At 32.2% G+C, this 25,159-nt stretch carries 22 protein-coding genes; all 22 read left to right on the forward strand.

Features of this window, described 5'->3' with window-relative positions:
* Nucleotides 1–4: 4 nt before the first annotated feature.
* The 22 genes from VCHSUH03_RS05110 to VCHSUH03_RS05215 all read left to right on the forward strand — a co-directional run bounded on the left by VCHSUH03_RS05110 (nucleotide 5) and on the right by VCHSUH03_RS05215 (nucleotide 25,159).
* Nucleotides 5–988 (forward strand): 3'-5' exonuclease, encoded by a 984-nt coding sequence (locus VCHSUH03_RS05110; RefSeq protein ID WP_060924698.1) that lies wholly within the window; start codon nucleotides 5–7, stop codon nucleotides 986–988.
* Between the two features lie 70 nt (nucleotides 989–1,058).
* Nucleotides 1,059–2,450, forward strand: coding sequence for an aminopeptidase (locus VCHSUH03_RS05115; RefSeq protein WP_105094262.1), 1,392 nt, complete (start codon nucleotides 1,059–1,061; stop codon nucleotides 2,448–2,450).
* 50 nt (nucleotides 2,451–2,500) lie between these two features.
* Nucleotides 2,501–2,878 (forward strand): hypothetical protein, encoded by a 378-nt coding sequence (locus tag VCHSUH03_RS05120; protein ID WP_105094263.1) that lies wholly within the window; start codon nucleotides 2,501–2,503, stop codon nucleotides 2,876–2,878.
* Nucleotides 2,879–3,011: 133 nt separating this feature from the next.
* Nucleotides 3,012–3,989 carry an ABC transporter substrate-binding protein gene (locus VCHSUH03_RS05125; protein WP_105094264.1) on the forward strand — a complete coding sequence of 326 codons (978 nt, stop codon included), beginning with the start codon at nucleotides 3,012–3,014 and terminating at the stop codon, nucleotides 3,987–3,989.
* A gap of 23 nt (nucleotides 3,990–4,012) precedes the next feature.
* Nucleotides 4,013–4,990 (forward strand): ABC transporter substrate-binding protein, encoded by a 978-nt coding sequence (locus tag VCHSUH03_RS05130; protein ID WP_105094265.1) that lies wholly within the window; start codon nucleotides 4,013–4,015, stop codon nucleotides 4,988–4,990.
* Nucleotides 4,991–5,004: 14 nt separating this feature from the next.
* Complete coding sequence (locus VCHSUH03_RS05135) at nucleotides 5,005–5,877, forward strand: ABC transporter permease (protein WP_105094266.1); 873 nt, start codon at nucleotides 5,005–5,007, stop codon at nucleotides 5,875–5,877.
* Between the two features lie 10 nt (nucleotides 5,878–5,887).
* Nucleotides 5,888–6,685, forward strand: coding sequence for an ABC transporter ATP-binding protein (locus VCHSUH03_RS05140; RefSeq protein ID WP_105094267.1), 798 nt, complete (start codon nucleotides 5,888–5,890; stop codon nucleotides 6,683–6,685).
* A 171-nt stretch (nucleotides 6,686–6,856) separates the two neighbouring features.
* Nucleotides 6,857–7,123 (forward strand): 30S ribosomal protein S15, encoded by a 267-nt coding sequence (rpsO, locus tag VCHSUH03_RS05145; RefSeq protein ID WP_005386879.1) that lies wholly within the window; start codon nucleotides 6,857–6,859, stop codon nucleotides 7,121–7,123.
* A gap of 242 nt (nucleotides 7,124–7,365) precedes the next feature.
* Nucleotides 7,366–9,435, forward strand: a complete 2,070-nt coding sequence (locus VCHSUH03_RS05150; protein WP_105094268.1) for a polyribonucleotide nucleotidyltransferase — start codon at nucleotides 7,366–7,368, stop codon at nucleotides 9,433–9,435.
* Nucleotides 9,436–9,445: 10 nt separating this feature from the next.
* Nucleotides 9,446–9,895 (forward strand): dUTP diphosphatase, encoded by a 450-nt coding sequence (gene dut / locus VCHSUH03_RS05155; RefSeq protein ID WP_060924693.1) that lies wholly within the window; start codon nucleotides 9,446–9,448, stop codon nucleotides 9,893–9,895.
* 148 nt (nucleotides 9,896–10,043) lie between these two features.
* Nucleotides 10,044–10,865, forward strand: coding sequence for a hypothetical protein (locus VCHSUH03_RS05160; protein WP_105094269.1), 822 nt, complete (start codon nucleotides 10,044–10,046; stop codon nucleotides 10,863–10,865).
* A 294-nt stretch (nucleotides 10,866–11,159) separates the two neighbouring features.
* Nucleotides 11,160–11,648 carry a hypothetical protein gene (locus VCHSUH03_RS05165; RefSeq protein WP_241567140.1) on the forward strand — a complete coding sequence of 163 codons (489 nt, stop codon included), beginning with the start codon at nucleotides 11,160–11,162 and terminating at the stop codon, nucleotides 11,646–11,648.
* Between the two features lie 314 nt (nucleotides 11,649–11,962).
* Nucleotides 11,963–12,874, forward strand: a complete 912-nt coding sequence (locus VCHSUH03_RS05170) for a coiled-coil domain-containing protein (protein WP_133159304.1) — start codon at nucleotides 11,963–11,965, stop codon at nucleotides 12,872–12,874.
* A gap of 5 nt (nucleotides 12,875–12,879) precedes the next feature.
* Nucleotides 12,880–16,044, forward strand: coding sequence for an acetate and sugar kinases/Hsc70/actin family protein (locus VCHSUH03_RS05175; RefSeq protein ID WP_105094271.1), 3,165 nt, complete (start codon nucleotides 12,880–12,882; stop codon nucleotides 16,042–16,044).
* Between the two features lie 3 nt (nucleotides 16,045–16,047).
* Entirely contained in the window at nucleotides 16,048–19,506 is a 3,459-nt protein-coding gene (locus VCHSUH03_RS05180) for an ATP-binding protein (protein ID WP_105094272.1), read from the forward strand.
* Nucleotides 19,507–19,510: 4 nt separating this feature from the next.
* Nucleotides 19,511–20,470, forward strand: a complete 960-nt coding sequence (locus tag VCHSUH03_RS05185; RefSeq protein WP_105094273.1) for a hypothetical protein — start codon at nucleotides 19,511–19,513, stop codon at nucleotides 20,468–20,470.
* A 56-nt stretch (nucleotides 20,471–20,526) separates the two neighbouring features.
* Nucleotides 20,527–21,036: a hypothetical protein gene (locus VCHSUH03_RS05190; RefSeq protein WP_105094274.1), complete on the forward strand. Its 510-nt coding sequence runs from the start codon at nucleotides 20,527–20,529 to the stop codon at nucleotides 21,034–21,036.
* A gap of 8 nt (nucleotides 21,037–21,044) precedes the next feature.
* Nucleotides 21,045–21,761, forward strand: a complete 717-nt coding sequence (locus VCHSUH03_RS05195; protein ID WP_105094275.1) for a hypothetical protein — start codon at nucleotides 21,045–21,047, stop codon at nucleotides 21,759–21,761.
* A 20-nt stretch (nucleotides 21,762–21,781) separates the two neighbouring features.
* The gene (locus VCHSUH03_RS05200; protein ID WP_105094276.1) at nucleotides 21,782–22,216 is read left to right on the forward strand and encodes a hypothetical protein; all 435 of its coding nucleotides are present in this window, start codon (nucleotides 21,782–21,784) and stop codon (nucleotides 22,214–22,216) included.
* Between the two features lie 101 nt (nucleotides 22,217–22,317).
* Nucleotides 22,318–24,417: an acetate and sugar kinases/Hsc70/actin family protein gene (locus VCHSUH03_RS05205; protein WP_105094277.1), complete on the forward strand. Its 2,100-nt coding sequence runs from the start codon at nucleotides 22,318–22,320 to the stop codon at nucleotides 24,415–24,417.
* Between the two features lie 75 nt (nucleotides 24,418–24,492).
* On the forward strand, nucleotides 24,493–24,966 hold the full coding sequence (locus VCHSUH03_RS05210) for a hypothetical protein (protein ID WP_167388610.1): 474 nt from the start codon (nucleotides 24,493–24,495) through the stop codon (nucleotides 24,964–24,966).
* A 13-nt stretch (nucleotides 24,967–24,979) separates the two neighbouring features.
* Nucleotides 24,980–25,159 carry a hypothetical protein gene (locus VCHSUH03_RS05215; RefSeq protein ID WP_105094279.1) on the forward strand — a complete coding sequence of 60 codons (180 nt, stop codon included), beginning with the start codon at nucleotides 24,980–24,982 and terminating at the stop codon, nucleotides 25,157–25,159.

A 25,159-nucleotide genomic window follows, 5' to 3' on the forward strand; every position in this document is an offset into this window, starting at 1 on the left:
ACATATGAACTATATTGTATTTGATTTAGAGTGGAATCAACCCTATAGCAATGACATTAGCTTTATGAAGCGCACAAAAATGCCACTAACTGGGGAAATCATTCAAATCGGAGCGGTAAAACTGAATGAAAAGATGGACATTGTAGATCATTTTACAATGTTCATCAAACCACAATACCTGCCACGGATGCATAAACATGTCCGTGAATTGACAGGTATTACATCACGAGAACTCGATCATGGTGTGCCCTTTAAGACGGCTATGCAGCACTTTCAAAACTGGTGTGGTGATGAGTATATGTTGTTATCTTGGGGGTCTGATGACATTCTCATATTGCGTGAAAATCTAATGCTTCATAGGATGAAAGCTTTATCCTATGATCAATGGGTTGATGCGCAGATGATTTATGCTTATCAGCGATATGGTACGAGTCAACAGTATTCTGTGGCTCATGCCATGGAGGACCTGAATATATCTACGGAGCATTTATCTGCTCATAATGCATTACATGATGCTGTATTTACGGCTCATATATGTCAAAAGCTAGATATACAACAAGGTATTTTACATTATGATCTAATTCGAAAGGAAAGTAGTAATCCTTTCTTATATCCACCAATTTTAACGTTCTTTATGTATGAGAACTTTCCTGAAAAGAAGCGCATTGTTCATGATAGAAGGGTTCGATTATCATTCTGCCCGTATTGTCAGACCCGCTTGGAAATGACGCGGCCAGAACGATTGCAAGGTGATAAGCATCTCGCTATAGGCGTTTGTCCTAAACATGGCGATTTTGCAGTGCAACTTAAAGTTGGAAAATATACGATTAAGTCCGGTAGTACTAAATTCTACGTTACAAAGGTATTAACGCATTGTACGGACGAAATTCGTTCTCTATATACTCAGAAGTCTGAAATTAATCGAGAGAAAGAGCGAAAATATTTGGAATTTCGCCGGGCGGAACTAGAAAAGGACCGCCAAAAATAATTTTATTAATTCCTGTTCACATCTATAGTTTCTTAATTATTAGCTTGTGAGCATTTAGAAAGGATAGATTATGGAACGCAAATATGCATGGCATAATTACGACGATGCCACTATGGAAAAGGTATATGCCTTAAGTGATACATATCGTCAATTTTTAGATAATGGTAAAACAGAACGTGAATGTGTTGTACAGGCCGTTGAATTTGCAGAAGCAAAAGGATATGTAAATTTAAAAGATATTATTAAATCCAATACACCAATCAAAGCTGGGGACAAGCTTTATTACACACATATGGATAAATCCATTGCTTTATTTAATATTGGTACTGATGATATTGAATTGGGTATGAATATCTTAGGTGCTCATATTGACTCTCCACGTATCGATGTAAAACAAAACCCACAATATGAAGATAGCAATCTTGTGTTTTGGGATACTCATTACTATGGAGGCATTAAAAAATACCATTGGGTTGCTATGCCTCTTGCTATTCATGGCGTTGTAGTAAAAACAGATGGTACTCGTATCAACATCAATATTGGGGATAACGAAAATGATCCTGTATTCTGCATTACAGATTTGTTACCGCATTTGGGACAAGAGCAAATGCAAAAGAATGCAGCTAAGGTAATTGAAGGGGAAGCTCTTGATTTACTCATAGGCAGTCGTCCTGTAAAAGATGAAGAAAAAGAAGGGGTTACTAAATTTATTAACAACCTTCTTGAAAAAGAATATGGCTTTGTAGAACGTGATTTATTATCTGCAGAGCTCGAAATTGTACCAGCAGGTAAGGCTCGTGATATGGGCTTTGACCGCTCCATGGTTATGGCCTATGGTCAAGACGATCGCGTATGCGCGTACACATCCTTAGTAGCTATGCTTGAAGTAGACAATGTTAAACGTAGTACTTGTTGCTTGCTTGTAGATAAAGAAGAAATCGGTTCTGTAGGCGCCACTGGTATGCAATCTCGTTTCTTTGAAAATGCAGTAGCAGAAGTTCTCACACTTATGGGTAAACCTAATTCTGTAAGTGTACGACGCACATTGGAAAATTCTCGTATGTTATCTTCCGATGTTAGCGCTGGCTATGATCCTTTATATGCATCTGCATTCGAAAAGAAAAATGCATCTTACTTAGGTATGGGGGTTGTATTTAATAAATTTACAGGCTCTCGTGGTAAAGCTGGTTCTAATGATGCGAATGCTGAATATATGGGCTTTATTCGTCGTGTCATGGAATCTAACAATGTAACATATCAAACTGCAGAGCTTGGCAAGGTTGATCTCGGCGGTGGTGGTACCATTGCTTATATCATGGCCTTATACGGTATGAATGTTATCGACTGTGGTGTGGCTGTGCTTAGTATGCATGCTCCATGGGAGGTTACATCTAAGGCGGATATTTACGAAGCAAAACAATGCTATGTGGCATTTTTAAATGCAGCTGATGAGTCAATCTAAAATTATGGGGCTTTCACCAATGGTGAAAGTCCATTCTATGTGAGGTATATATGAATCAAACAGATTTAGGCGTAGCCATAGAGGCAGCGAAGGGAGAGGCAACAGAGGTTAAGACTGTAAAGGTCGATATCTTTGATATTCCTGAAACAAAGGCTGAAGAATATATTGCTAATCGTGAAGAAGTAGCAGAAGCTGCAGCACAGGTCATGAAACCATACTGTGTAACGGTAAAGCGTGAAACTTTAGATCCTGATGAAGGGGAAGCTGTAGTTGGTTATTATGTAACGGGTGAAATTTTAATGTGTGTCATTCTCGATCCATTTGAAGTACCTGTTATGAAGGTAGCACTTGATAAGGGGACCCTTAAAGACTACATTTTAGCAGCAAATGATTTGACAGAAGATATGCTAGCGTCTTTAGAAAAATAGTTGGATTTCTTGTCTTTATTGTATTTTACAAATAATAAAAATGTAAAATACTTTACTCTGCTACATTGATGTAGTGGATAAATTTGTTTATAATAGATGTATTATAGTCATTGCATATAGGAAGGAAATCCCCATGAACTTGAAAAAAGGTATTGCCCTAGCGCTCACGGCGGCAGCTTTATTAGCTTTTACTGGCTGTGGCTCAAATGGAACTACATCGAATGGTGAATACAAAGTTGGCGTAGTACAACTTGTTGAACATCCTGCACTAGATGCGGCAAATAAAGGTTTTGTTGATGCTCTTAAAGAAAAGGGGCTAGCTGATAAAATCACTTTTGACCAACAAAATGCACAAGCTGATCAATCTAATTTGAATAGTATTGCTCAGCGATTCGTATCTGATCGTAAAAACTTGATTTTAGCCATTGCTACTCCAGCAGCGCAATCTATGGCGAATGCAACTCATGATATTCCTATTTTGGGCACTGCAATCACTGATTATGAAGCTGCTAAACTTGTTAAATCTAATGAACATCCAGGCGGTAATGTTTCTGGTACATCCGACATGAACCCAGTAGAACAACAAGTAGATTTGATTTTACAAGTATTGCCTAATGCAAAAACAATCGGTACGATTTATAGTTCTAGCGAAGTAAACTCTCAAATTCAAGTAGAGAAGATGAAAGCTTACGCAGCAACAAAAGGCATTAAGGTTGAAGAGGTTACGGTTTCCAACGTAAACGATATTCAACAAGCAGCACAAAATCTTGTTTCTCAACATGTAGATGCCATATATGTACCAACAGATAATGTAGTAGCTTCTGCTATGAGTAATCTTGTAGCAATTACCGACCCAGCAAAAATTCCTGTATTTGGCGGTGAAGATAACCATGTAAAAGGTGGTGCCGTAATGTCCTTATCCGTAGATTACTACAAACTTGGATACCAAACAGGTTTAATGGCAGCTAAAATTTTAACTGGTGAAGCTAAAATTGAAGATATGCCTATTGAAATGCAAAAAGAATTTAAATTAGTTGTTAATAAAGATAAATTACAAAAATTGGGCATCACATTACCAGAAGAATTGATGAACAAAGCAACTATGATTTAATAAAAACTGGTAAGGAGTTACATATGAATTGGAAAAAAAGTATTGCAGTGGCACTGAGTGCCGTCACTATTATGGCAATGGTTGCTGGTTGTGGTTCCAATACAGCAACTAATGACCAAAAGAAAATTGGCGTTATTCAATTAGTAGAACATCCATCCCTTGATGCTGCGAATAAAGGTTTTGTTGATGGCCTTGCATCTAAAGGCTATAAAGATGGGGAAAACATCAAATTAGACCAACAAAATGCTCAAGCTGACCAATCTAATTTGAATAGTATTGCTCAACGCTTTGTATCTGATAAAAAGGATTTAGTATTAGCCATTGCAACTCCTGCAGCACAAACCATGGCAAATGCTTCTCATGATATTCCTATCATGGGTACTGCTATTACAGACTACGTTACAGCGAAACTCGTTCAATCTAACGAACATCCAGGTGGTAATGTATCTGGTACGTCTGATATGACACCTGTAGAAAAAGAGGTTGATCTTATTATTGCGTTAGTACCAAATGTAAAACGCATTGGTGCTATTTACACATCTTCTGAAATCAACTCCCAACTTCAAGTTGAAAAAATGAAAGCTTATGCTGCCACAAAAGGTATCACTGTTGTAGAAGCAACTGTTTCCAACGTAAATGATATCCAACAAGCGGCTACAAATCTTGTGAACCAAGATGTACAAGCTATTTATACACCAACTGATAATGTGTTGGCATCTGCTATGGCTAACTTAGCTCAAATTACTGATGCTGCTAAAATCCCAGTATTTGCTGCCGATGAAGGTATGACAATGACTGGTGGTGTAGCAACATATTCTGTTGACTACTATAAATTAGGCTATCAAACTGGTTTAATGGCGGCAAAAGTGCTTTCTGGTGAAGCTAAAATTTCTGATTTAGCCATTGAAACACAAAAAGATATTAAGTTAACTGTGAATGAAGAACGTGCTAAAAAATTAGGTATTACAATTCCTGAAGCACTTCGTAAAGATATGAAATAATAGAGGAGATTTTGATGTTAGATTTAGTGGTAGGCACCATAACAACTGGCCTTTTATGGTCTTTGTTAGCGGTTGGTGTATTTATCACCTTCCGTGTATTAGATGTGGCTGACTTAACTGTAGAAGGTACGTTTCCAATGGGGGCGGCCATTTCTGCAATTTTAATTACTAGTGGTATGAACCCGATCTTATCTATCTTGATTGCCGGCATTGGCGGTATGGCCGCAGGTGCCGTAACAGGTTGGATTCATACAAAATTAAAGATTCCTGCGTTACTCGCTGGTATCTTAACAATGATTGCTTTATACTCCATTAATCTTCATATTATGGGGAAAGCTAATGTATCCTTGCTTCGTATGGATACAATTTATACAATTATCGGTAGCGTACTTCACACACCAAATATGTGGTCTGCAGCTATCGTAGGTGTGATTGTAGCTGTTGTCGTATGCTTATTTTTATTCTGGTTCTTCGGTACTGAAATTGGTACAGCATTACGTGCAACAGGTGTTAACCCACAAATGATTCGTGCTCAAGGCGTAAACACTGACAATATGATCGTTCTTGGTCTTTTGATTTCCAATGGTTTTGTTGGTATGTCTGGAGCTTTAATAGGTCAATTCCAAGGCTTTGCTGATGTAGGTATGGGTATTGGTACTATTGTAATCGGTTTGGCTTCCGTAATTATCGGTGAGGTAGTTTTTGGTACAAAATCCTTCGTACGTAGCCTCATCGCTGTAGTACTTGGTTCTATCGTATATCGTATTGTTATTGCTGCTGTACTCTACATGGGTATGCCACCAAACGACTTGAAATTATTCACTGCAATTCTAGTTGCCATCGCGCTTTCCTTGCCTACATTGAAAGCAAAATGGTTGGCTCGTTAAGGAGGACACTATGTTAGAAGTAAAAAATATGGTAAAAACCTTCTTTAAGGGCACAATCAATGAAAAAACTGCTCTTCAAGGTATTGATCTTCGTTTAGAAGAAGGCGATTTTTGTACTGTAATCGGTGGTAATGGTGCTGGTAAAAGTACGTTGCTAAACTCCATCGCTGGTGTATTCCCTGTAGATGAAGGCTCCATTACAATCAATGATATTGATGTCACTAAAATGCCGGAATACAAACGTGCTAAATACATTGGCCGTGTATTCCAAGACCCTATGGTTGGTACGGCAGGTAATATGCAAATTGAGGAAAATTTGATCCTTGCTATGCGCCGTGGTAAAAACTTAGGTCTTAAATGGGCTTTCAAAGATAGCGAACAAGCTTACTTTAAAGAACGCCTTGCACTATTAGGTTTAGGCCTTGAAGACCGCTTATCTGCTCGAATGGGCTTGTTATCTGGTGGTCAACGCCAATCCATTACATTGTTGATGGCTACTATGCTTCGTCCTGAACTTTTATTACTTGATGAACATACAGCGGCTCTTGACCCTAAGACAGCAGAAAATGTTTTGCAATTGACTGATAAACTAGTTGCTGAACATAACTTAACGACTCTCATGATTACCCATAATATGCGTGATGCATTGCGTTTCGGTAATCGCCTCATCATGATGGATGCTGGTCGCATTATCTATGATGTAAAAGGGGAAGAAAAGAAAAAATTAACAGTTGCCGATTTATTACAAAAATTCGAAGTAGCTGGAGAAAATGCATTGAGCGACCGCATGGTGCTTGGTGCAAAATAATAGAAGAGGGCATAAGCCCTCTTTTGTTTATTTACTGTATTTATTCTTTACAAGATAAGGTAGATACTGTATACTAAATAAGGTCGTAAGACATATCGTAAGCGAAGTATTCGAATCTCCAACGGTTACTTAAGCTTATCGGGATTATTTATTTTTTAGGAGGTAACATTAATGTTAACTACAGAAGCTAAATTAGCAGTAATTAAAGAATACGCTACTCATGAAGGTGACACTGGTTCTCCAGAAGTACAAGTTGCGATTTTAACAAGCCGCATCCAATACTTAACAGATCACTTGAAAGAACACAAAAAAGACCATCATTCCCGTCGTGGTTTGTTGAAATTGGTTGGTCAACGCCGTAACATGCTTGACTACCTTCGTCGTAAAGATATCGAACGTTACCGTTCCCTTATCGAACGTCTTGGTCTTCGTAAATAATAAAACTAGCCGTCCTATAGGACGGCTTTTTTATTTTATTTCTCTATGTTATAATAACTTTAGGCAAAGGGAAACGAATGCCGATATTCAATTGTGGCAACACAAAAAAAGGACAGAGCGGCTACTCTGTCCTTTTTTATTTGTGCTAGTTGCTTTTTATGATGTGAAAAAATAGCTTAATTTAAATAGATGATATATAATAAGAAGGTATACATATAAGAAGATTTTTAGGAGGAATAGGAATGGAACAATTCCAAATGGACCTAGCTGGTCGTATGCTTACGATTGAGACTGGGGAACTTGCAAAACAAGCTGGCGGTGCCGTAATGGTTGGTTATGGCGATACTCGTGTACTCGTTACCGCTACAGGTTCTAAAGAGGCGAAGGATATCGATTTCTTCCCACTTACAGTAGACTATGAAGAAAAAATGTACGCTGTTGGCCGTCTACCAGGGGGCTTTATTAAACGTGAAGCACGTCCACCTGAGTCTGCCATCTTGAATAGCCGTTTGATTGACCGTCCTATTCGTCCATTATTCGATAAAGGTGTACGTAATGAAGTACACGTAGTGGCAACTGTTATGTCTGTTGACCAAGATTGTGATCCTGCAATCTGTGGTATGATTGGCGCTTCCGCTGCATTATCTATTTCTGATATTCCTTGGAATGGTCCTATTGCAGGCGTTCGCATGGGTCGCATCAATGGTGAATTTGTTGTAAACCCAACAAAAGAACAATTGGAAGCAACAGATCTTAATATCGTTGTAGCCGGTACAAAAGATGCTATCCTCATGGTTGAAGGTGGTGCTCAAGAGGTTCCAGAAGAAACTATTCTTGAAGTCATCATGGCAGCTCATGAAGAAATCAAAAAAATTGTAGCTTTCCAAGAAGACATGAAAGCTAAAGTAGGCAAGGAAAAACGCGTATTTGAAAGCAAAGACGTACCTTCTGAAATTGCGGATGCAGTTCGTGTATATGGTCATGATAAACTTGATGCAGCAGTACGTTGTGCAGATAAACAACAACGTGATGCACAAGAAAGTGAAGTGCGTGCAGATGTATTAGCACACTTTGAAGAGATCTATCCAGATAACTTGGCTGATGTAAATAAAGCATTTGATGCAATGACAAAAGAAATCGTACGTCATATGATTACTGTAGAAAAAATTCGTCCAGACGGCCGTAAACTTGATGAAGTGCGTCCTATCTCTTGTCGCACAGGTGTATTACCTCGTACACATGGTTCTGGCTTATTTACACGTGGTCAAACTCAAGTATTGAACGTTGCTACTGTAGCACCATTGTCTGAAACTCAAACAATTGATGGCATTGGTTTAGAAACAGAAAAACGTTATATTCACCACTATAATTTCCCATCCTTCTCCGTAGGTGAAACTCGTTCTTCCCGTGGACCTGGTCGTCGTGAAATTGGTCATGGTGCGTTGGCTGAACGTGCATTAGTACCTGTTATTCCTAGTGAAGAAGAATTCCCATATGCATTGCGTCTTGTATCTGAAGTGTTGGAATCTAATGGTTCTAGCTCCATGGCATCTGTATGTGGTTCCACATTATCCTTGATGGATGCTGGTGTACCTATTAAAGCTCCTGTTGCTGGTATCGCTATGGGTCTCGTAACGCAAGGTGAACACTACACAATCTTAACAGATATTCAAGGCATGGAAGATGCTCTTGGCGACATGGACTTTAAAGTGGCTGGTACAGCAAAAGGTGTAACAGCAATTCAAATGGATATCAAAATTTCCGGCTTGTCCCGTGAAATTCTTCATGAAGCATTAGAACAAGCTCATAAAGGGCGTATGCATATCATGGGGATTATGCTTGATACAATTGCTGAACCACGTCAACAAATGTCTCAATATGCGCCACGTATCATTACAATGAAAATTGATCCAGACAAAATCCGTGACGTAATTGGTTCTGGCGGCAAAGTAATTCGTGGTATTATCGAAGAAACTGGCGCTAAAATCGATATCGAAGATGATGGTACAGTATTCATCGCTTCTGTAGAGCAAGAAGGCGCTGCAAAAGCTCAACAAATTATCGAAAACCTTACTAAAGAGGTTGAAGTAGGGGAAGTATACCTTGGTAAAGTAACTCGTTTGATGGCCTTCGGTGCTTTCGTAGAAGTATTACCAGGTAAAGAAGGTCTTGTACACATTTCCAAACTTGCGAAAGAACGCGTTGAAAATGTAGAAGATGTAGTAAATGTAGGCGATGAGATTATGGTAAAAGTTATCGAAATCGATAAACAAGGCCGTATCAACTTGTCCCGTAAAGATTGTTTAAAATAAGAGGTGTTACATGGATATTCGTGGCTTTGAAGTAGTTTCTGCTTTTGAAGAACAAGATATCAATTTACCGACACGTAAAACAACAGAAAGCGCAGGCTATGACATTGAATGCGCTGAAGCTGTTACATTAGAACCAGGCCAAGTCGTATTAGTGCCAACAGGCATTAAAGCTTTCATGGCATACGATGAATACCTTGCCATTCACATTCGTTCTAGCATGGCCATTAAACGCCATCTAGCACTTGTAAATAGCACAGGTATCATCGACAGTGATTACTATAATAATGAGGACAATGAAGGTCATATCATGATCGCTCTACTCAATTATGGTAAAGAAACAGTTTCCCTTGAAAAAGGTGAACGCGTAGCTCAAGGTATTTTCTCTAAATACCTTATCACTAACGATGACGATGCTACAGGCATTCGTACAGGTGGTATTGGTAGCACTGGGACTATGTAAACTAAATACAATTCTGAACAGAATGGTGAAAGCCGCTCAACTAAGGTTGGGCGGTTTTTTTATGTGTAAAAAAATACGTATTGTATTAGATATACTATAGTCAATCCCAAAGCTTATTGTTTGTATTATGTTGTATAGGAGTTTAACTATGGAAACTTTAAAAGAAAACATTATTACTGTTGAAGACATCAAAGAAGAAATTGAAAAAGCAAAACTAGAAGTACCAAGAGAAGATGAAGATTTTGATGATCGCTATGATCGTTTGCATGCTGAATGGGAGGTAAAAGGCTTAAAAAAATATCGTAAGGAAATCAATGATGCTCATACTAATAAGGAAACTTTCAAAGATTGGGTAATTGATATCTGGGGAGATATAGAAACTTATATTGCCGTTATTAACGAGGAGCTAAAACTTCGTGAGATTGAAATTACTCGAGAAGCATCCGAATGTGCTGCATTGATGAAAATTTTTGTCTCCTCTGAAAGTGGCCCAAGAGATGAAGCTGAAGAAAAGGTAAAACGTAACCTAGAAGAAGCTTTAGAAGAACATGACCAAAGAATTCTTAACATCTATGATGTAGAAGTAGTACCACTTTTAAAATGGTGTGAAGAATTACTTGTGATGAAAGCCTTTTTAACTAATGACTTCTATATGAAAGGCTCCTTTACAGACGAATTAAAACTAATTTATACAAATGTGTTTACATTGTTAGATCGAAACTTGCCAGAAAAAGTTGACTACAGTGATGCTCATTCCTTCGAGTATTATGTAGATTTAGAAGATGAATGCGAGTATTTGTATTTAGATGATTTAAATCCTGTAGAAGAACTATTAGCTATATTACCTGGTAGTCCTTATGAATGTGATGTGATGTATTATGCGAAGTCAATTAATTGTAATATCAAGAATAAGCATGTAAATACTTTCAAAGAAAAATGCAAAGAGTTATATAATTCTTTGCATCAATAGTAGTATAGATTATTTATATGAGCTATGGAGTGTTTGTATATGAGAAGTATGTTAGTTAATGAAGAATCAAAAGAATCTGTTTTAGATTTATTTAAAAAACATTGAATGTAAAAATGAAAGAAGCAGAAATCCAACAGGATGATTGGATGCAAAAGGGTTAAAACCATACAGAGCTGAAATTATAGAGGCATTTAAGCATTTAGATTCATTTGATACATACATTGAATCAAACTATGAATCTAAAGAAAATTTTGAGCTTCTCATTTAAATGAAATAAAAATCCGAATGGAGGAATTGCTAGAAGGTTTTCATGGTATGGGGCGACCTATGATTATCCCGTGTGTTAAAAGTGGACCTCATAATGAAAGTAAAAAACAAGTTAAAGATTTGTTACATACAAGGCTTAATAATCATGATAATGAACTTCCTTATTTATTTGACAAGTTTATAGTACCTAATCTTGCCTGGAGTGAAAATTTATTTGAGATAATAGCTTATCTAAAAGGAAAAACTTATAAACCTAGTTCTTTAACTAACAAATTAATAACAATCTTTATGAAAGCATATGTAATACTTGAGGAAAACCTACAAGATCCAGAATGGTATTGCAATGCAAAACCATTGACATACTATTGGCATATGAAATCAAATTTAGAAAAAATCTATTATGATGAGTACTTAGCAATTCAAAAACTGTTATCTTTTATACCTAATAATTCATTAGATTGCTATATATCTTACTGTCCAAATTATATCAATGAAACCTGGGCAGAATTACAATAAGGAAAAGTTAAGCAAGCAATTTATAAGACTTATTATGATTTTCTACAAAAAATTAGTTAGTTGTTTGCGATAGAGAGAAGAAAGGCTACATTTGAATTTATGTAGCCTTTTATGACTTTGATTTATGAGTACAAAATGAATTAGTTTATGAAGAGTTTATGAAATATTGAATATATAATAATATTTTATTGGTAAAATATGGTAGGAAATATACTCATAATCAATGAAAAAAGAATGAGTATATCTACTATTTGTTTTCTAGTTCGCGTTGTCAAGTGAAAAAAATTCAATAAGAGTTATATATGGTGGAGTGTATGAATAGAAAAAATATTATTTGGGAAACTACTGTAAATACAGATTTTTTTAGAAATCATAAAAATTTACAGATTTGTATATTGGGCGATTTGGTTGAAAATCAAATTAATAATCCTGATTTTATTGATAATAATAATGAAATAGAATTACATGAAGTTTTAGATAATAAACATATTATAGAAGAAAAAAACGTAGAAATAGAAAAGTTAAATAAACGTATTACTGATGAACGAACTAAGTATAAAACTTTATTAGAAGAGAAAAATCAATTACATGCTGATTTTGAACAATATAAAAAAGATACAGAGTTTAAACTAAGTAAACAAAATAAAGACATTTATAATTTAGAAAAAGAAAAAAATGAACTGGAAAATGATATTATTTGCTGTGAGAGCAATAGTAACGCCTTAAAAAAACAATATGAAAATGAAGTAAAGATTCTAAATGAATCTATTGTTTCATTATCAGATAAATTGAACAGTTTGTTTAAGAATATTAGAGAAATATATGGTAAAGTTATGGATTTAGACACTAAATATCTTGATGAATTAGTGAAACCAATTAATTTAGATGATTTTGAGACTTTTTTAATAAGTAGTGTTTCTAGTGGTGATGCGTTACGTAGAATATGGTCTGTTGCAAAAATTGCTATAAAGTCTAATGATATATCTGCTTATGAGATTTTATGGAAGTATTTTGAAGAAATGGTTAAACTTCATAATAAATTTAAAGGAGAAGAAATTTTTTCTATTGATACGGTTAATATAGGAGACAAGTATTCCGTACATGATCATGAAAGTAAAGATGAAACTATCTCATTTGGTCATGTATCTAAAATATATATTTTGGGATTTACTAATAAATTACAAGGTAAAAAAATAGAAAAATCCTATGTTTTGGTGAAAGGGTAATTTTTATGATAGTTAGACCTTTTAAAGTTGCATTTTGTGATATTAAAAATCATTATGGTAATACTAAAACAAATGATATTGATAATGTAATGAAGGAGATAATTACTACAGTATTTAATAAATCAATTGAAATTGAAATTCCCAAAATATCACAAAGTGAATCATTTTTTCATCTACTTACTAGTTTTAGTAAAAATAATAATAATAATATTTTTGAATATAAAAAAGTTCAAAAATTAAAATCTGAGTTATTAAAAGAAGATCAAAATGATGAAGAGTTAGAATTTCAAGATTTAGTTTTAATTCCTAAGGTCGAATTTGAAAACGCTTGTTCTATTGTTGAACGCTATAAATATCTAATCAATAAATTAGACATTTATAGAAAAGAGAATAAAAGTAGTGAATCGGATTTTTATCATGAGTTTGTAGATATTAAGAATAAACAAGAAAAAGATGTATTTAGAATTAGTAGTATCAAAGATGGACTTGGAAGAACAGTTAAAAATTACTTTGAAGATAATTCTGCTTCCTCTTTAATATATACTAGAGACGCTTTATTTCAAAATATTTATAGATATTTTGAAATATGCCAGCCAATAGCATTAACTGATAAAGAGTTTGTTGAGTTTAAAAGACTTATGATGACGGTGTATGATAAAGATAGTAATATGCTATATACCTTGGATTATACTGATACTGACATAATTAAAACATATCTTATTGATTATAAGTTTGATAATTCTGATTATAGATTTCTCGATACATTACTAGATGATAATATTCCAAAGTCATGGTATCAAGAAGAAATACTATTTAATAGTAATATTTTTATAGTTAATCTTAAATTAGTTGGTGAACATTGGATTAATGGTAATATCTCTGGAAAATCTCTCGTTGAATTATTAAATCGTTCTGAATTAGATACCATAAAGTTTGATGTTATAGATATTCTTAATAAATATGATTTAAATATTAATGATTTAATTGATATGTCAAGAGAATCTATAGAAAATATTTATTTAAATATAGATAGAGATCGATCAAACATGCAGGGGGAGAATCAAACTGTATTATATGATCCTAACAGAGGTCATTGGGAAGTTTTTGAAGATTCTATTGACCATTCTTTTAGCGAAGATACTACTGAAGATAATGGGTTTTATGCTCGTAATCCATTATTAGATATAAAAGATGGATCTGTTTGTGCTATAGATTTTGGTACTAAAAGTACAGTAGTAGCAATCCGAGATCAAGAAGAACGTTTAGTTAGAATTGGCACAGGCGATTACTATTCAGAGGTTCGTAAAACTGATTATGAAAATCCAACTACAATTTATTTTGATGACTTTTTAAATTTCATAAATGCATATGAAGCTAGAGCAGGTCGTCCGTTTACATTATGGAAAGATTTGAAAATATCACATGAAGCTGAACAACGATTTTATAATGATATAACAAATGAGGATAACTTTTATGCTACATTTAATGAGTTAAAGCAATGGGCTAATGATCCACTTCGTTATCAGATTATTAGAGATCGAAAAGGAAAAGAAATTAAGTTAGTACCATATAAAAATCTTGGAACTGATAATAAGTTTGACCCGATAGAGTTATATGCTTATTATTTGGGTTTATATATTAATAATATGAATAATGGAATATATCTTAATTATGTTCTTTCTTTTCCTGTTAACTATGGTAAAGAAGTTCAAGATAGATTATTAAACAGTTTTACAAAAGGCTTAAAAAAATCATTACCCTCAAGTATATTATCTAAGGATGAAATCATGGAAGATTTTGATGTATATGCAGGGGCCAGTGAACCAGCGGCTTATGCCATTACGGCTTTAGAAAAATATTCATTGGAACCTAGTAATGATGATGAAGTTGCATATGGCGTATTTGATTTTGGTGGTGGTACAACTGATTATGATTTCGGCATCGAAAAAAAGCCTTCAGATGGTAGACGTAAGTTTGAATTAACTCAATTTGGAAAGGGAGGAGATCCATATTTAGGTGGTGAAAACCTATTACAATTGATGGCTTATAAGGTCTATTGTGAAAATAAACTTGAAATGCTTAAGAATCGTATACCTATTGTTCTTCCACAGAAAGCAAGTAGAATTCCTGGTTTTGAAGTATTAGTAATGGATCATGATATTGCTACTAAAGAAGCTTATTCGAATATGAGAGTATTAATGCATTTATTAAGACCTATCTGGGAAGAAGCAAAAGGTGCAGAAGAAGAATTTAATGAGGAATCTAAAGTAGTAAGATTATTTTCCAGTGATACAAGTGACATGAAGGGTATTGATATCACTTTAAAAATTAATATTGATGATTTAAAAAGTTTGCTAAAAGAACATATATCGATTGGTGTTCAAAACTTTATTAGTCAAATGCATGCTGTGTTTAAAAAGAAAAATCTGAAAACATATCCAATTCATATTTTCTTAGCAGGAAATTCATGTAAATCCACAATACTACAAGAAATATTCATAGATTCTTTAGTTAAATCTATTAAAGAATTTATTACTACTCATGATGAACAACCTGATGTTGAAAAATTAGAATTATATAAACTATATCCACCTTTAGGAATACAGTTTGATATTAGTAGTATAAAGAAATTATTTCACGATGATGATTTAACTATATTAAATCAATTATTAGTAGTTTCAACTAATATTGAAGAATCTGATAGAGATATTCCTTCTGATCAAAAAAGAACTGGTAAGACAGGAGTAGTTTTTGGATTATTGCGTAGTCGTAAAGGGGGAAAAGACGTCCGTATTATTAATGAAAATCTTACAGATATTGATGAAATTAAATTTCCATTCTATCTTGGTGTAGAAGGTGATAATCGTATGTTTAAAACGGTAATTTCTATTGATGTCCCTTATAATACATGGGCGCCTTTTGACTGGGCGGATGAAAAAAGGTTTGAATTGTATTATACAGTTGATAATAGAGCGTTATATGATAACACTTTGCCAATTAGTGAGACATCATTAAAAGTATGTAAGATTGATAAATCTGATATTAATGAAGATCATAAGATTTTTATCAGAAAAGCCGGAATTAATATAATTGAGTATGTTATAGCAGATTCAGATTTTAATGGTGATACTACCAATCTTCATGTATATAGTAATGTGATACTAGGATAAACAATGAAAGAAAAAATTGATAATATTATAGAAAAAGGTCGCTCATATCTGGATTTAATTAGTCAATATGATGAACAAAATGTATTAAATTTATGTTCAGATGATGAGTATATAAATTCAGATATTGATGAATATTTAGATGGCGAACAATTAGATCTTCGTAATTTCTTTTTATATCGAATTGATGAAATTGTGTTTTCAAAGAAAGATGGACCACGTCGAGAGGCAATGGAAAATGTCTTATCTTCTTTTAGAAATTATCAAGATGTTAATTTGATTTACATGATTTTAGGTGATAAAGATAAAGTAAATTTTTATATTGGCGTTTCTAAAAATTTGCATTTACAAGACTATAGTTCTTCTACTGGTCTTGCATTAAAAGATTATGCTGATGATATCCTACAACCTAGTATAAAGGGTAACTTTGTTGGTAGTACAATTACGAAAATAGAGCCTACAGAAAAGGAACGAATATTACAAAGAATACAAAATGGTAATTACTCTGGACTTATTAATGGTATCCCTGGTTTTATAGATGAAAATAATGGTGAAAAAAGTGATTTTCAAGGTGTTGAGCGTCTTGTAGATACCATGGTAGGCAATGAATTTGGATTAGTTGTTATTGCAACTCCATGTAAGGATATTGATATAATTCAGTTTAATCGTAATATTATACAACTACATGATACATTAAGCCCACTTTCTAAATATTTAATTCAGTCATCTGAATCAACTCAAAGTCAAGAAGGAACTGAAGAAAACTCTACTAATAGTAGAGCGATTGGATTATGTACTAATAAGGATTCTATATCTATACACTCTAATAGTAAACTGACTGGTCATGATCATCGGACTGATAATAATACACAAAATAATTCAAGTAAACATCAAACGAAAGTTTTTCAGAAATCTGAAAATATTGCTAAATCATCAACCTATACAGATTCTAAAAATAATTCTGAAAATAATGTTAAGAATCAAAATAGTAATAACTCAACCAATAAGACTAATACTTTTAGTTATAGTAATGATGATAGTACATCTTATCAATATAATGAATCAGATAGCTTTAATGATTCGGAACAATCTTCTGTTACCGTTTCCGAATCTGTTAGTGAAAATAATTCAGAGTCTAATAATACGATTGATACAATACAAAATTCTATTCAAAAGAGTACTTCAATTAATGATAATCTTTCATATTCTGAACGTAAAAGTAAACATGATAGTAATTCAACTCAATTTTCAAGGTCTATTGAGCTAGATAAAAAATCAGTTTTAAATTGGCTTAAATATATCGATGATGAGCTATTGTTGCGAGTTGATGCCTCTAGAGGTAAAGGCGCCTATTCTGTTGTTAGTTATTTATTTGCTGATAAGACTAGAACAACTTTATTTAGATTGGCAAACTCTATTTTGGGACTCTATGGTGGTGATAAAGGAAATATAAACCCATTACAGTTTATAGAATTTCAAAAACAACAATCGGAAGAATTGAATAATATTAAATTATGTTTATCCAATTTACAAGTTCCATTATTAGATTCATCTACTCCTATTTGGAAATCAATTTTTTCTAAAATTACCTATACTGCACTAGGAAAAGAATGTTATGGAACTTGGCTGAATACAGACGAATTAGGACTTCTTATGGGAATGCCTAGAAAGGAAGTTCTAGGAGTATCTACAAGAGATGAAGTAGAATATGGATTAAATGTAGATTTACCTGAAGAAGATAGTACTAATGAATATATTAAAATTGGAAGATTAATTCATCATGGTGATATCAAGAATACACCTATACATTTAAAAAAAGAAATTTTAAAAACACATACATTTATTTGTGGAGTGACAGGATCTGGTAAGACTACGACATGTCAAAATATACTATTACAATCGGATTTACCATTCTTAGTAATTGAGCCTGCTAAAACAGAATATAGAACATTAGCTAATAAATTAGATAAGGAAAAGATTTATTATTTTACATTAGGAAATCAGAATGTTGCCCCATTTTATATAAATCCTTTTGAAATTTTTGAAGGTGAGTCCATTACAAGCCGGGTAGATATGATTAAGGCTACTATGCAGTCAGCTTTTGATATGGAGGCTGCAATGCCACAGTTAATAGAAGCGGCAGCATATGATGTATATAAACGCAAAGGTTGGAATATAAATAATTCAACATGGATAAATCCTGATACAAATGAAATAGATGACCCTTTTAAAGCAGATAGTTTTGCATTTCCTACTTTGAACGATTATATCAATTCTATCGAATTTGTCACTAAAGAGCAGAAATTTGGGGATAAAATGGAAGCTGAATATTTAGGCTCATTGAAAGCACGTTTACAAGCTTTATTAGTGGGAGCAAAAGGCTTGATGCTTAATACTCCTAGGAGTATAGACTTTAAGAATTTAGTTAAGCAGAAAGTAGTTCTTGAATTAGAGGATATTAAAGATGGAAGTGAAAAATCATTAATAATGGGGTTTATCATTACTAATTTATTGGAGGCTGTAAAATATCAATATAAACAAAATTCAAAGTTTCAACATATTACATTGGTTGAAGAGGCTCATCGGTTGCTAAGCAAATATGAACCAGGTGATAGTTCTAATAAAAAACGAGGTGTAGAAGTATTTGCTGATATGTTAGCAGAAGTCAGAAAATATGGGGAATCATTAATTATAGTTGATCAAATTCCTAATAAAATGACTCCAGAAGTATTAAAAAATACAAATACAAAAATTGTACATAAAATATTTGCACAAGATGATAAGGATGCCATAGGGAACACATTGGCGCTCAATGATGAACAGAAAAACTTTTTGTCGTATTTAGAGAAAGGTCGTGCTGTTGTTATTACAGATGGTTGGAAAAAGCCAGTTCAAGTTCAGATAGATTTACTAAGTAATACGACTTGTGTACCTGATATTTCAGAAAATCTTATAAAACAGAGAGCTATTGAGTATTATATAGAAAATTATAAAAATGGTGTATTGCCGGGTATACAATACTTTTCTGATAATATTTCACTGAATGATATAGAATTGTATTTTACATTTTGCTCCATGTTAGGAATTAACAATAATGAGTTATCTAAGATAATTAACTATTATAAAGATTATGATAATATCGCTGAAATTGTTGGTTCTAAAGAACTTGAAGATTTTCAAAAACGATTAATTAAAAAAATTGAAAAAGCATCTATAACATTAAATGATATTAATAATAAAGGACTTATGAATCAATATATCTATTGGCTTCTTGGTCGATCAGGTATTAGTATATGTTCAGATATACATAGTTGTATTAATGAATTGATAAGTTATGTTTTAATGTATATTGGTAAGTACACTACACTATCATCAATTAGTTCTGGTTTAGAGAAAATGGAATTTGAAGATGGGTATAAATCAATTTTTAATAGAATAAGAAGTATATATAATAAGGAGGTTTAATATTATGGAATTTTTTAGTTGGATTGGTAGCGCTGTTGGTAGTATTGCCAGTGGAATTAGTAATGTTGTTAGTAGTATAAGTTCTGGTTTATCCGCTGCTATTGATAGAGTAGGGGAAATTATAAAAAGTGGTATATCTACATTGGGCAAATTAGTAACTACGACTATCAAGACTTTGAGAGATATCTGTCCTAAAGGCGCAAATTTTTTGCATGAAATTAGTCAAGCTGTAACTAAATTATTAACACCTGTGCTTGGGCCTTTTTTGGCACCAGTAGTTACAAGTATAATTATGGATGTTATAAATAATATATTTATGAGCCTATTAACTCCTATTAATGAGAACCCACTTGATAATGAACAAATCGAAGAATATGGTGCACTTCTTGAACAGTCTGAAAAAAATAATTGGGATGATGGAGATAAATTTGATACTGTTAATGAACACTATGAGTATCTAAAATCTAAGGCTAAAGAAGAGAATATTGAAATTAAGCCTGTAGAAAGATTGTCTGTTGAGTCTATGAAACGTAGAACCATAGCAATGTCAGAGCTTTGGGAGCGATTAGAAAAAAGAGAAGAAATTACTATTTCTCAAGATTTCCTAATTTTTTCTGCATTAAAAGCTTTTACACCCGAACGAGTGCAAGCAATAATTAATGCGTCCAAAGAAATGGGATTTTCTGCAGTTAAGTTTTCGGATTTACGTAATGGTAAATTAGATCCAGATATTACAAAAAAATATAATTTGACTATTGTATCACAATTAAAAGAAATTTATGAAAATAAGGGAATAACTATAACTGATGATGAAGCTATAAATGAGTTAGCTAATATGAAGACTTCTGTTGAAGAAATAAAGTTTATGGAACCACTAAAAGATAAATTTGATCTATATGCAGCTTTAGGAGAAAGATTATTTAATAAGAATTCTTTGGAAAACGAATATAAAAATATGATGTAAGTATATTTTTATATAGATTGATAATATTTGATATGAAGATATGAAGATATGAAGATATGAAGAAGAAATCATTAAAAGCTGAGTGGATCAGTTGTAGTAATTTTAAAGAAAACCATGAACAACATAGTTACAATTTAAGCAATGTAAAAAAAGATATTGGTGAGGGTCATTTTTATGTTGAAAATGGACAGAAATTTGTATCACGAAGTCTGAATCAATATAATAAAGATTTCAATATAAATGAAGATGTTTATTTAGATAATGGGCCTAAAGTCGATATTGATGATGCTGAAATTACAAAGATAATTAAAAATAGTGTTTTTAGACTTTCATCAATAAAAAAGCATATAGAATTAGAAACAATTAATAATGTGGCCAACGGAGACTCTTTTGAGCCTCCGTTTATCAAACAAAGTAATAATTTATTGAATTCTAATGCTCTAAAAGAGAATTATTTAAGGAAAATAAATATTAGGTTGGAAAATATAAAAAACTTATCATTAAAATTATCTGAATTAGAAGAAATTGATAAGACTTTACGAAGTAAATGGATTGAAAAGGAGTAAATAATATAGTGAATAGATTGCTATGTGTAATATCAGATACAAAATTATATTTTTTTGTTGATGCTCCAAGACCAAATAAAGGTTTAGAATTACAAACTATAAAAGGTTCCTATAAAGTTGATATATCTATGTATATTAATCGTGAACAAGACTTTAAAGAAGAGGTATGGCAAGATTTATGTGAATCTGCTGGATATATGTCTTCTACCTATATTGCTGCATTGTATCTATATGAGTTAGAATCTGAGAATGCAAGATTTATATTTAAAGTGTTAAATGAATTAGTTGAATCTCATAATGTTGTTGCTAATAGTAACGGATTAAAAAAGTCAATTCAATGGACTAATAAATCTCTTAGCGAGCTTTTTTTTAATAGTAAGAATCTCAATTTAGGTCACAGTAAATTTGGTCAAAACTATGTGGTTATTGAGAGCACTAAGTATAATATTGTTACAACAAACTGCGTTGAATATCATTTTATTGATATGAAAACAGATTCAATCAATCTTCATACAAAAGAAGCCCAAACGTCTGCAAAAGTAGTTTTTCCTAAGACCTCATTAAGTAAAAAAACATATAAAAAAACTAAGTATAAAAAAAATGCTGATAAAAATATAGTTAAACATTCTAGTTCTTTGGAAAAATTAAATTTAAAGGATCCGCGTGCTGAGTACTTAGAAGAAAAAACTAAAAATATGAATTTTGAAGTTAGTGAGCCAAGATAGAATTTTGCGAATTTAAATAAATGAATAATTCAAATAAAAATAATAAAATGAATAAAAACTGTGGACAAGATAAATCATCAATTGAATTATGGAAAACTCAGCAGGTAAAAGTACTGAGCAATGATTCTATAGCAGTTGATTACTTTTGTGTTTCTAAATCGGTATTAAATAATATCGTGATAGAAAAAATAAAAAATGAAATTTATGAGTATATGTGTGATTTAAGGGCAATATTAGATGAACCATATTTGATATTCAAGGATTGTGGTATTGCTTATTTTGGTAATGAGAAAAGAATCGTACCATTAGAATCTAATTCTGATAAAATTCTGTTTATAGATTCGAATCGTAAAAATTTTTCACGTTATACTGAATACCGAATTGGGGTTGCTGATAAGGGTACAGATAAATTCATTATAGAATTAAAAAATTTATCAATGAATATACTACTGTAGAAGATAAGTTATCCATATTATTAAAAAAAATAGATTTTAATCCAGTTTTAAACTATTATAAAAATAATAATATTATAATTCCAAATTGGTTAGATAGTTTATTGAATAATCAATTGTTAACAGAATCATTAAAATCATCAGTTATAAGATTATTAGAACTAAAAAATAAGTATATTGCTATTGGAACTAAGAAATCAATAACTGCTAATAACAATTTTACTATTGTTTTTTCCAGAAGAATACATGCTAAAACCTTTAATGATCTTTTTAAATATATCATAAAGAATTTGTGTGAGCCTAATCATGTTAAGTTATCAAAATATGATAATAAATATTTTGATAAACTTAAATTGTATGTTTTAGATAATAAGATTAAAAATGTTTTTGATAATATCGATATAATAGTAGATGGTATACTTAATCATTACAGAAAAGAATTAAACAATGTTAAGAAAATAGAAGACTATAAAAAGTATTTAGGTGGTTTTAGTGTCAATGATATATACGAGTTATATATTAATGAATTAAAAAATTGTGACTTAAAGCGTGCTAATATTTCACCATATACTGATGATATGTTGGAAGATATAAATAATGGACATTGGAATGTTTATGAATCATTTGCTGATGAGTATAATGCAAATACATATCTATGTAAGGTGCCAAAAAATAAAGTATTAGTAGCTAGAAATCCATTACGAGATGTCAACATGAAAGCTGTTTGTGGTATTGATTTTGGTACTAAAAGTACTGTTGTTGTATGTCACGATAAGGATGATAAACTTTTACGTGTTGGTGCTAGTAATTTTCTAGAAGAACCAAGGGTAGAAGATTATGAGAATCCTACTGTTATTCATATTATTGACTATGAGCAGTTTATTAGTAATTATAAGTCGTCCAAAGGCAGACCTAATACTGAGTATAAAGATTTACAAGTTTCTCATGATGCTGCAAAAGAGATATATAAAACAAATTTTGATAAGACACGGTTTTACTCCGTATTTAGTGAATTAAAACAGTGGGCGAATTCAAAGTATAGAAATCAGATTCTTCAGGATTATAATGGAAAATTTATTAATTTAAAGCCATATTTGTCACTAGAAAAAGATGATTTTGATCCAATAGAAATTTATGCATACTTTTTGGGAATTAATATTAATAATATGCATACAGGAATATATATAAAGTATCTATTATCTTTTCCTGTGAATTATGAATTGGCTGTTAGAAATAAAATTATTGAAAGTTTTGAAAGAGGATTAAAAAAATCACTCCCTAATACTGTGCTTAATGACGCTGATGTCATGAAACGATTCAAAGTATCTATAGGAGGGAGTGAGCCTGCTAGTTATGCTATTACTGCACTAAACTCATTTGGTGTGGAACCTTTAAAAGAAGAAACGTCAAAAGTAGTTTCGTATGGAGTTTTTGATTTTGGTGGCGGCACTACCGATTTTGATTTCGGTATTGAATATATTCCAGATAGTATAAAGTATAAATTTGAAATAGAACAATTAGGAAATGGTGGAGATGTTTATTTAGGTGGGGAAAACTTATTAAATGTCTTAGCATTTGAAGTTTATAAAGATAATTTGGATGTATTAAGGAAAGAAGCAATCCCTATAGTTATTCCTCCAAAATCTCAAGCTTTTTCTGGCTCTGAAGTTTTAATAAAAAATGAAGAGAATGCTGATCAGTCTTCATATTTAAATTTAAAACTTATTGCATATGAATTACGTGACTTATGGGAAGAAACTAATGATTATGAAGCTAAATATAATGAAGATACAATAACTATTAAATTATTTTCAGTAAATGGTGAAGAGAAAACGGTTAATTTACGTGTAAATCTTGATGAATTACAGGATATAATACGTAACCATATAAGAGATGGAATTGATAACTTTTTTAATACATATTTACGTGTAGCAAAACAATACCAGGATAAAATGAAGGCACCTTTGCATATACTTTTAGCGGGTAACTCTTGTAAATCAAGAATTTTACAAGAAGAATTTGTTTCACGAATAATAGTTGAATTGAATGATCTGAAGAAGATAAATGGTAAAAAAGATAATTTAAAACCAATATTTAAATTATACCCACCTCTAGGCACTAAGTTTAATATTGAAGCTCTAAAGAAATTGGATGTGGTTAAGAATTCACCATTTGATTTAGAAAAATTATTATTCCTAGAGTAAATAAAATTAATATATTTATAGTTGATCTTTTTTATAGTTAAGAATTTTGTACTTTATAGGATTAAAGGTTAGTAAATGGAAAAACTAATATCGATGGATCGTATTAAAACCGGTAAAACTGGTGTAGCATTTGGCCTAATAAGAAGCCGTGAAAGTGGTAGAGATGTTCATATTTTAAATGCAGCAATGACTAAAGATAGCGAAATTTTATTTCCCTATTTACTAGGTTGTGAGGATCGTAATTCTTGCGTTGATGTTTTAATTGGTGAAAATGTTGGATATGGTATATGGGCTAGATTTCTTCCGTGTATAGGTAATGAGTTGGAATTGTATTATACCAAGGAAGCTAGAGCACAATCACATAATATGCCTGTGTCAGAATCTAATTATGAAATTATGTATATAGATGATGAATATGTAAATGAAGATGGTTATTTCTTTATTAGAAAAATAGCTCCAGATACTATTGAATATACTGTGGCACTAACTGAAGATATGGAAAGTCCATCATTTGAGCCACTTAAAATTTATTCTTTAAAATTGAATTAATGGAGAATATATCATGTCAAAACGTTTTCAAGTAAAATTTAGAATTAAATCTGACCCTAAATCAACATCTCGAAATGGGGTAAATGCAACCATGGTTACTGCTTCTAATATGTGTGATGCACGTAATCAAGTAAAAGCACGTTATGCTAATAGTTTACATGGAATAGAAGTTATTTCTGTCGTTGAAAGATAA

It is taken from the genome of Veillonella infantium (assembly GCF_002959895.1).
Classification (GTDB): domain Bacteria; phylum Bacillota; class Negativicutes; order Veillonellales; family Veillonellaceae; genus Veillonella; species Veillonella infantium.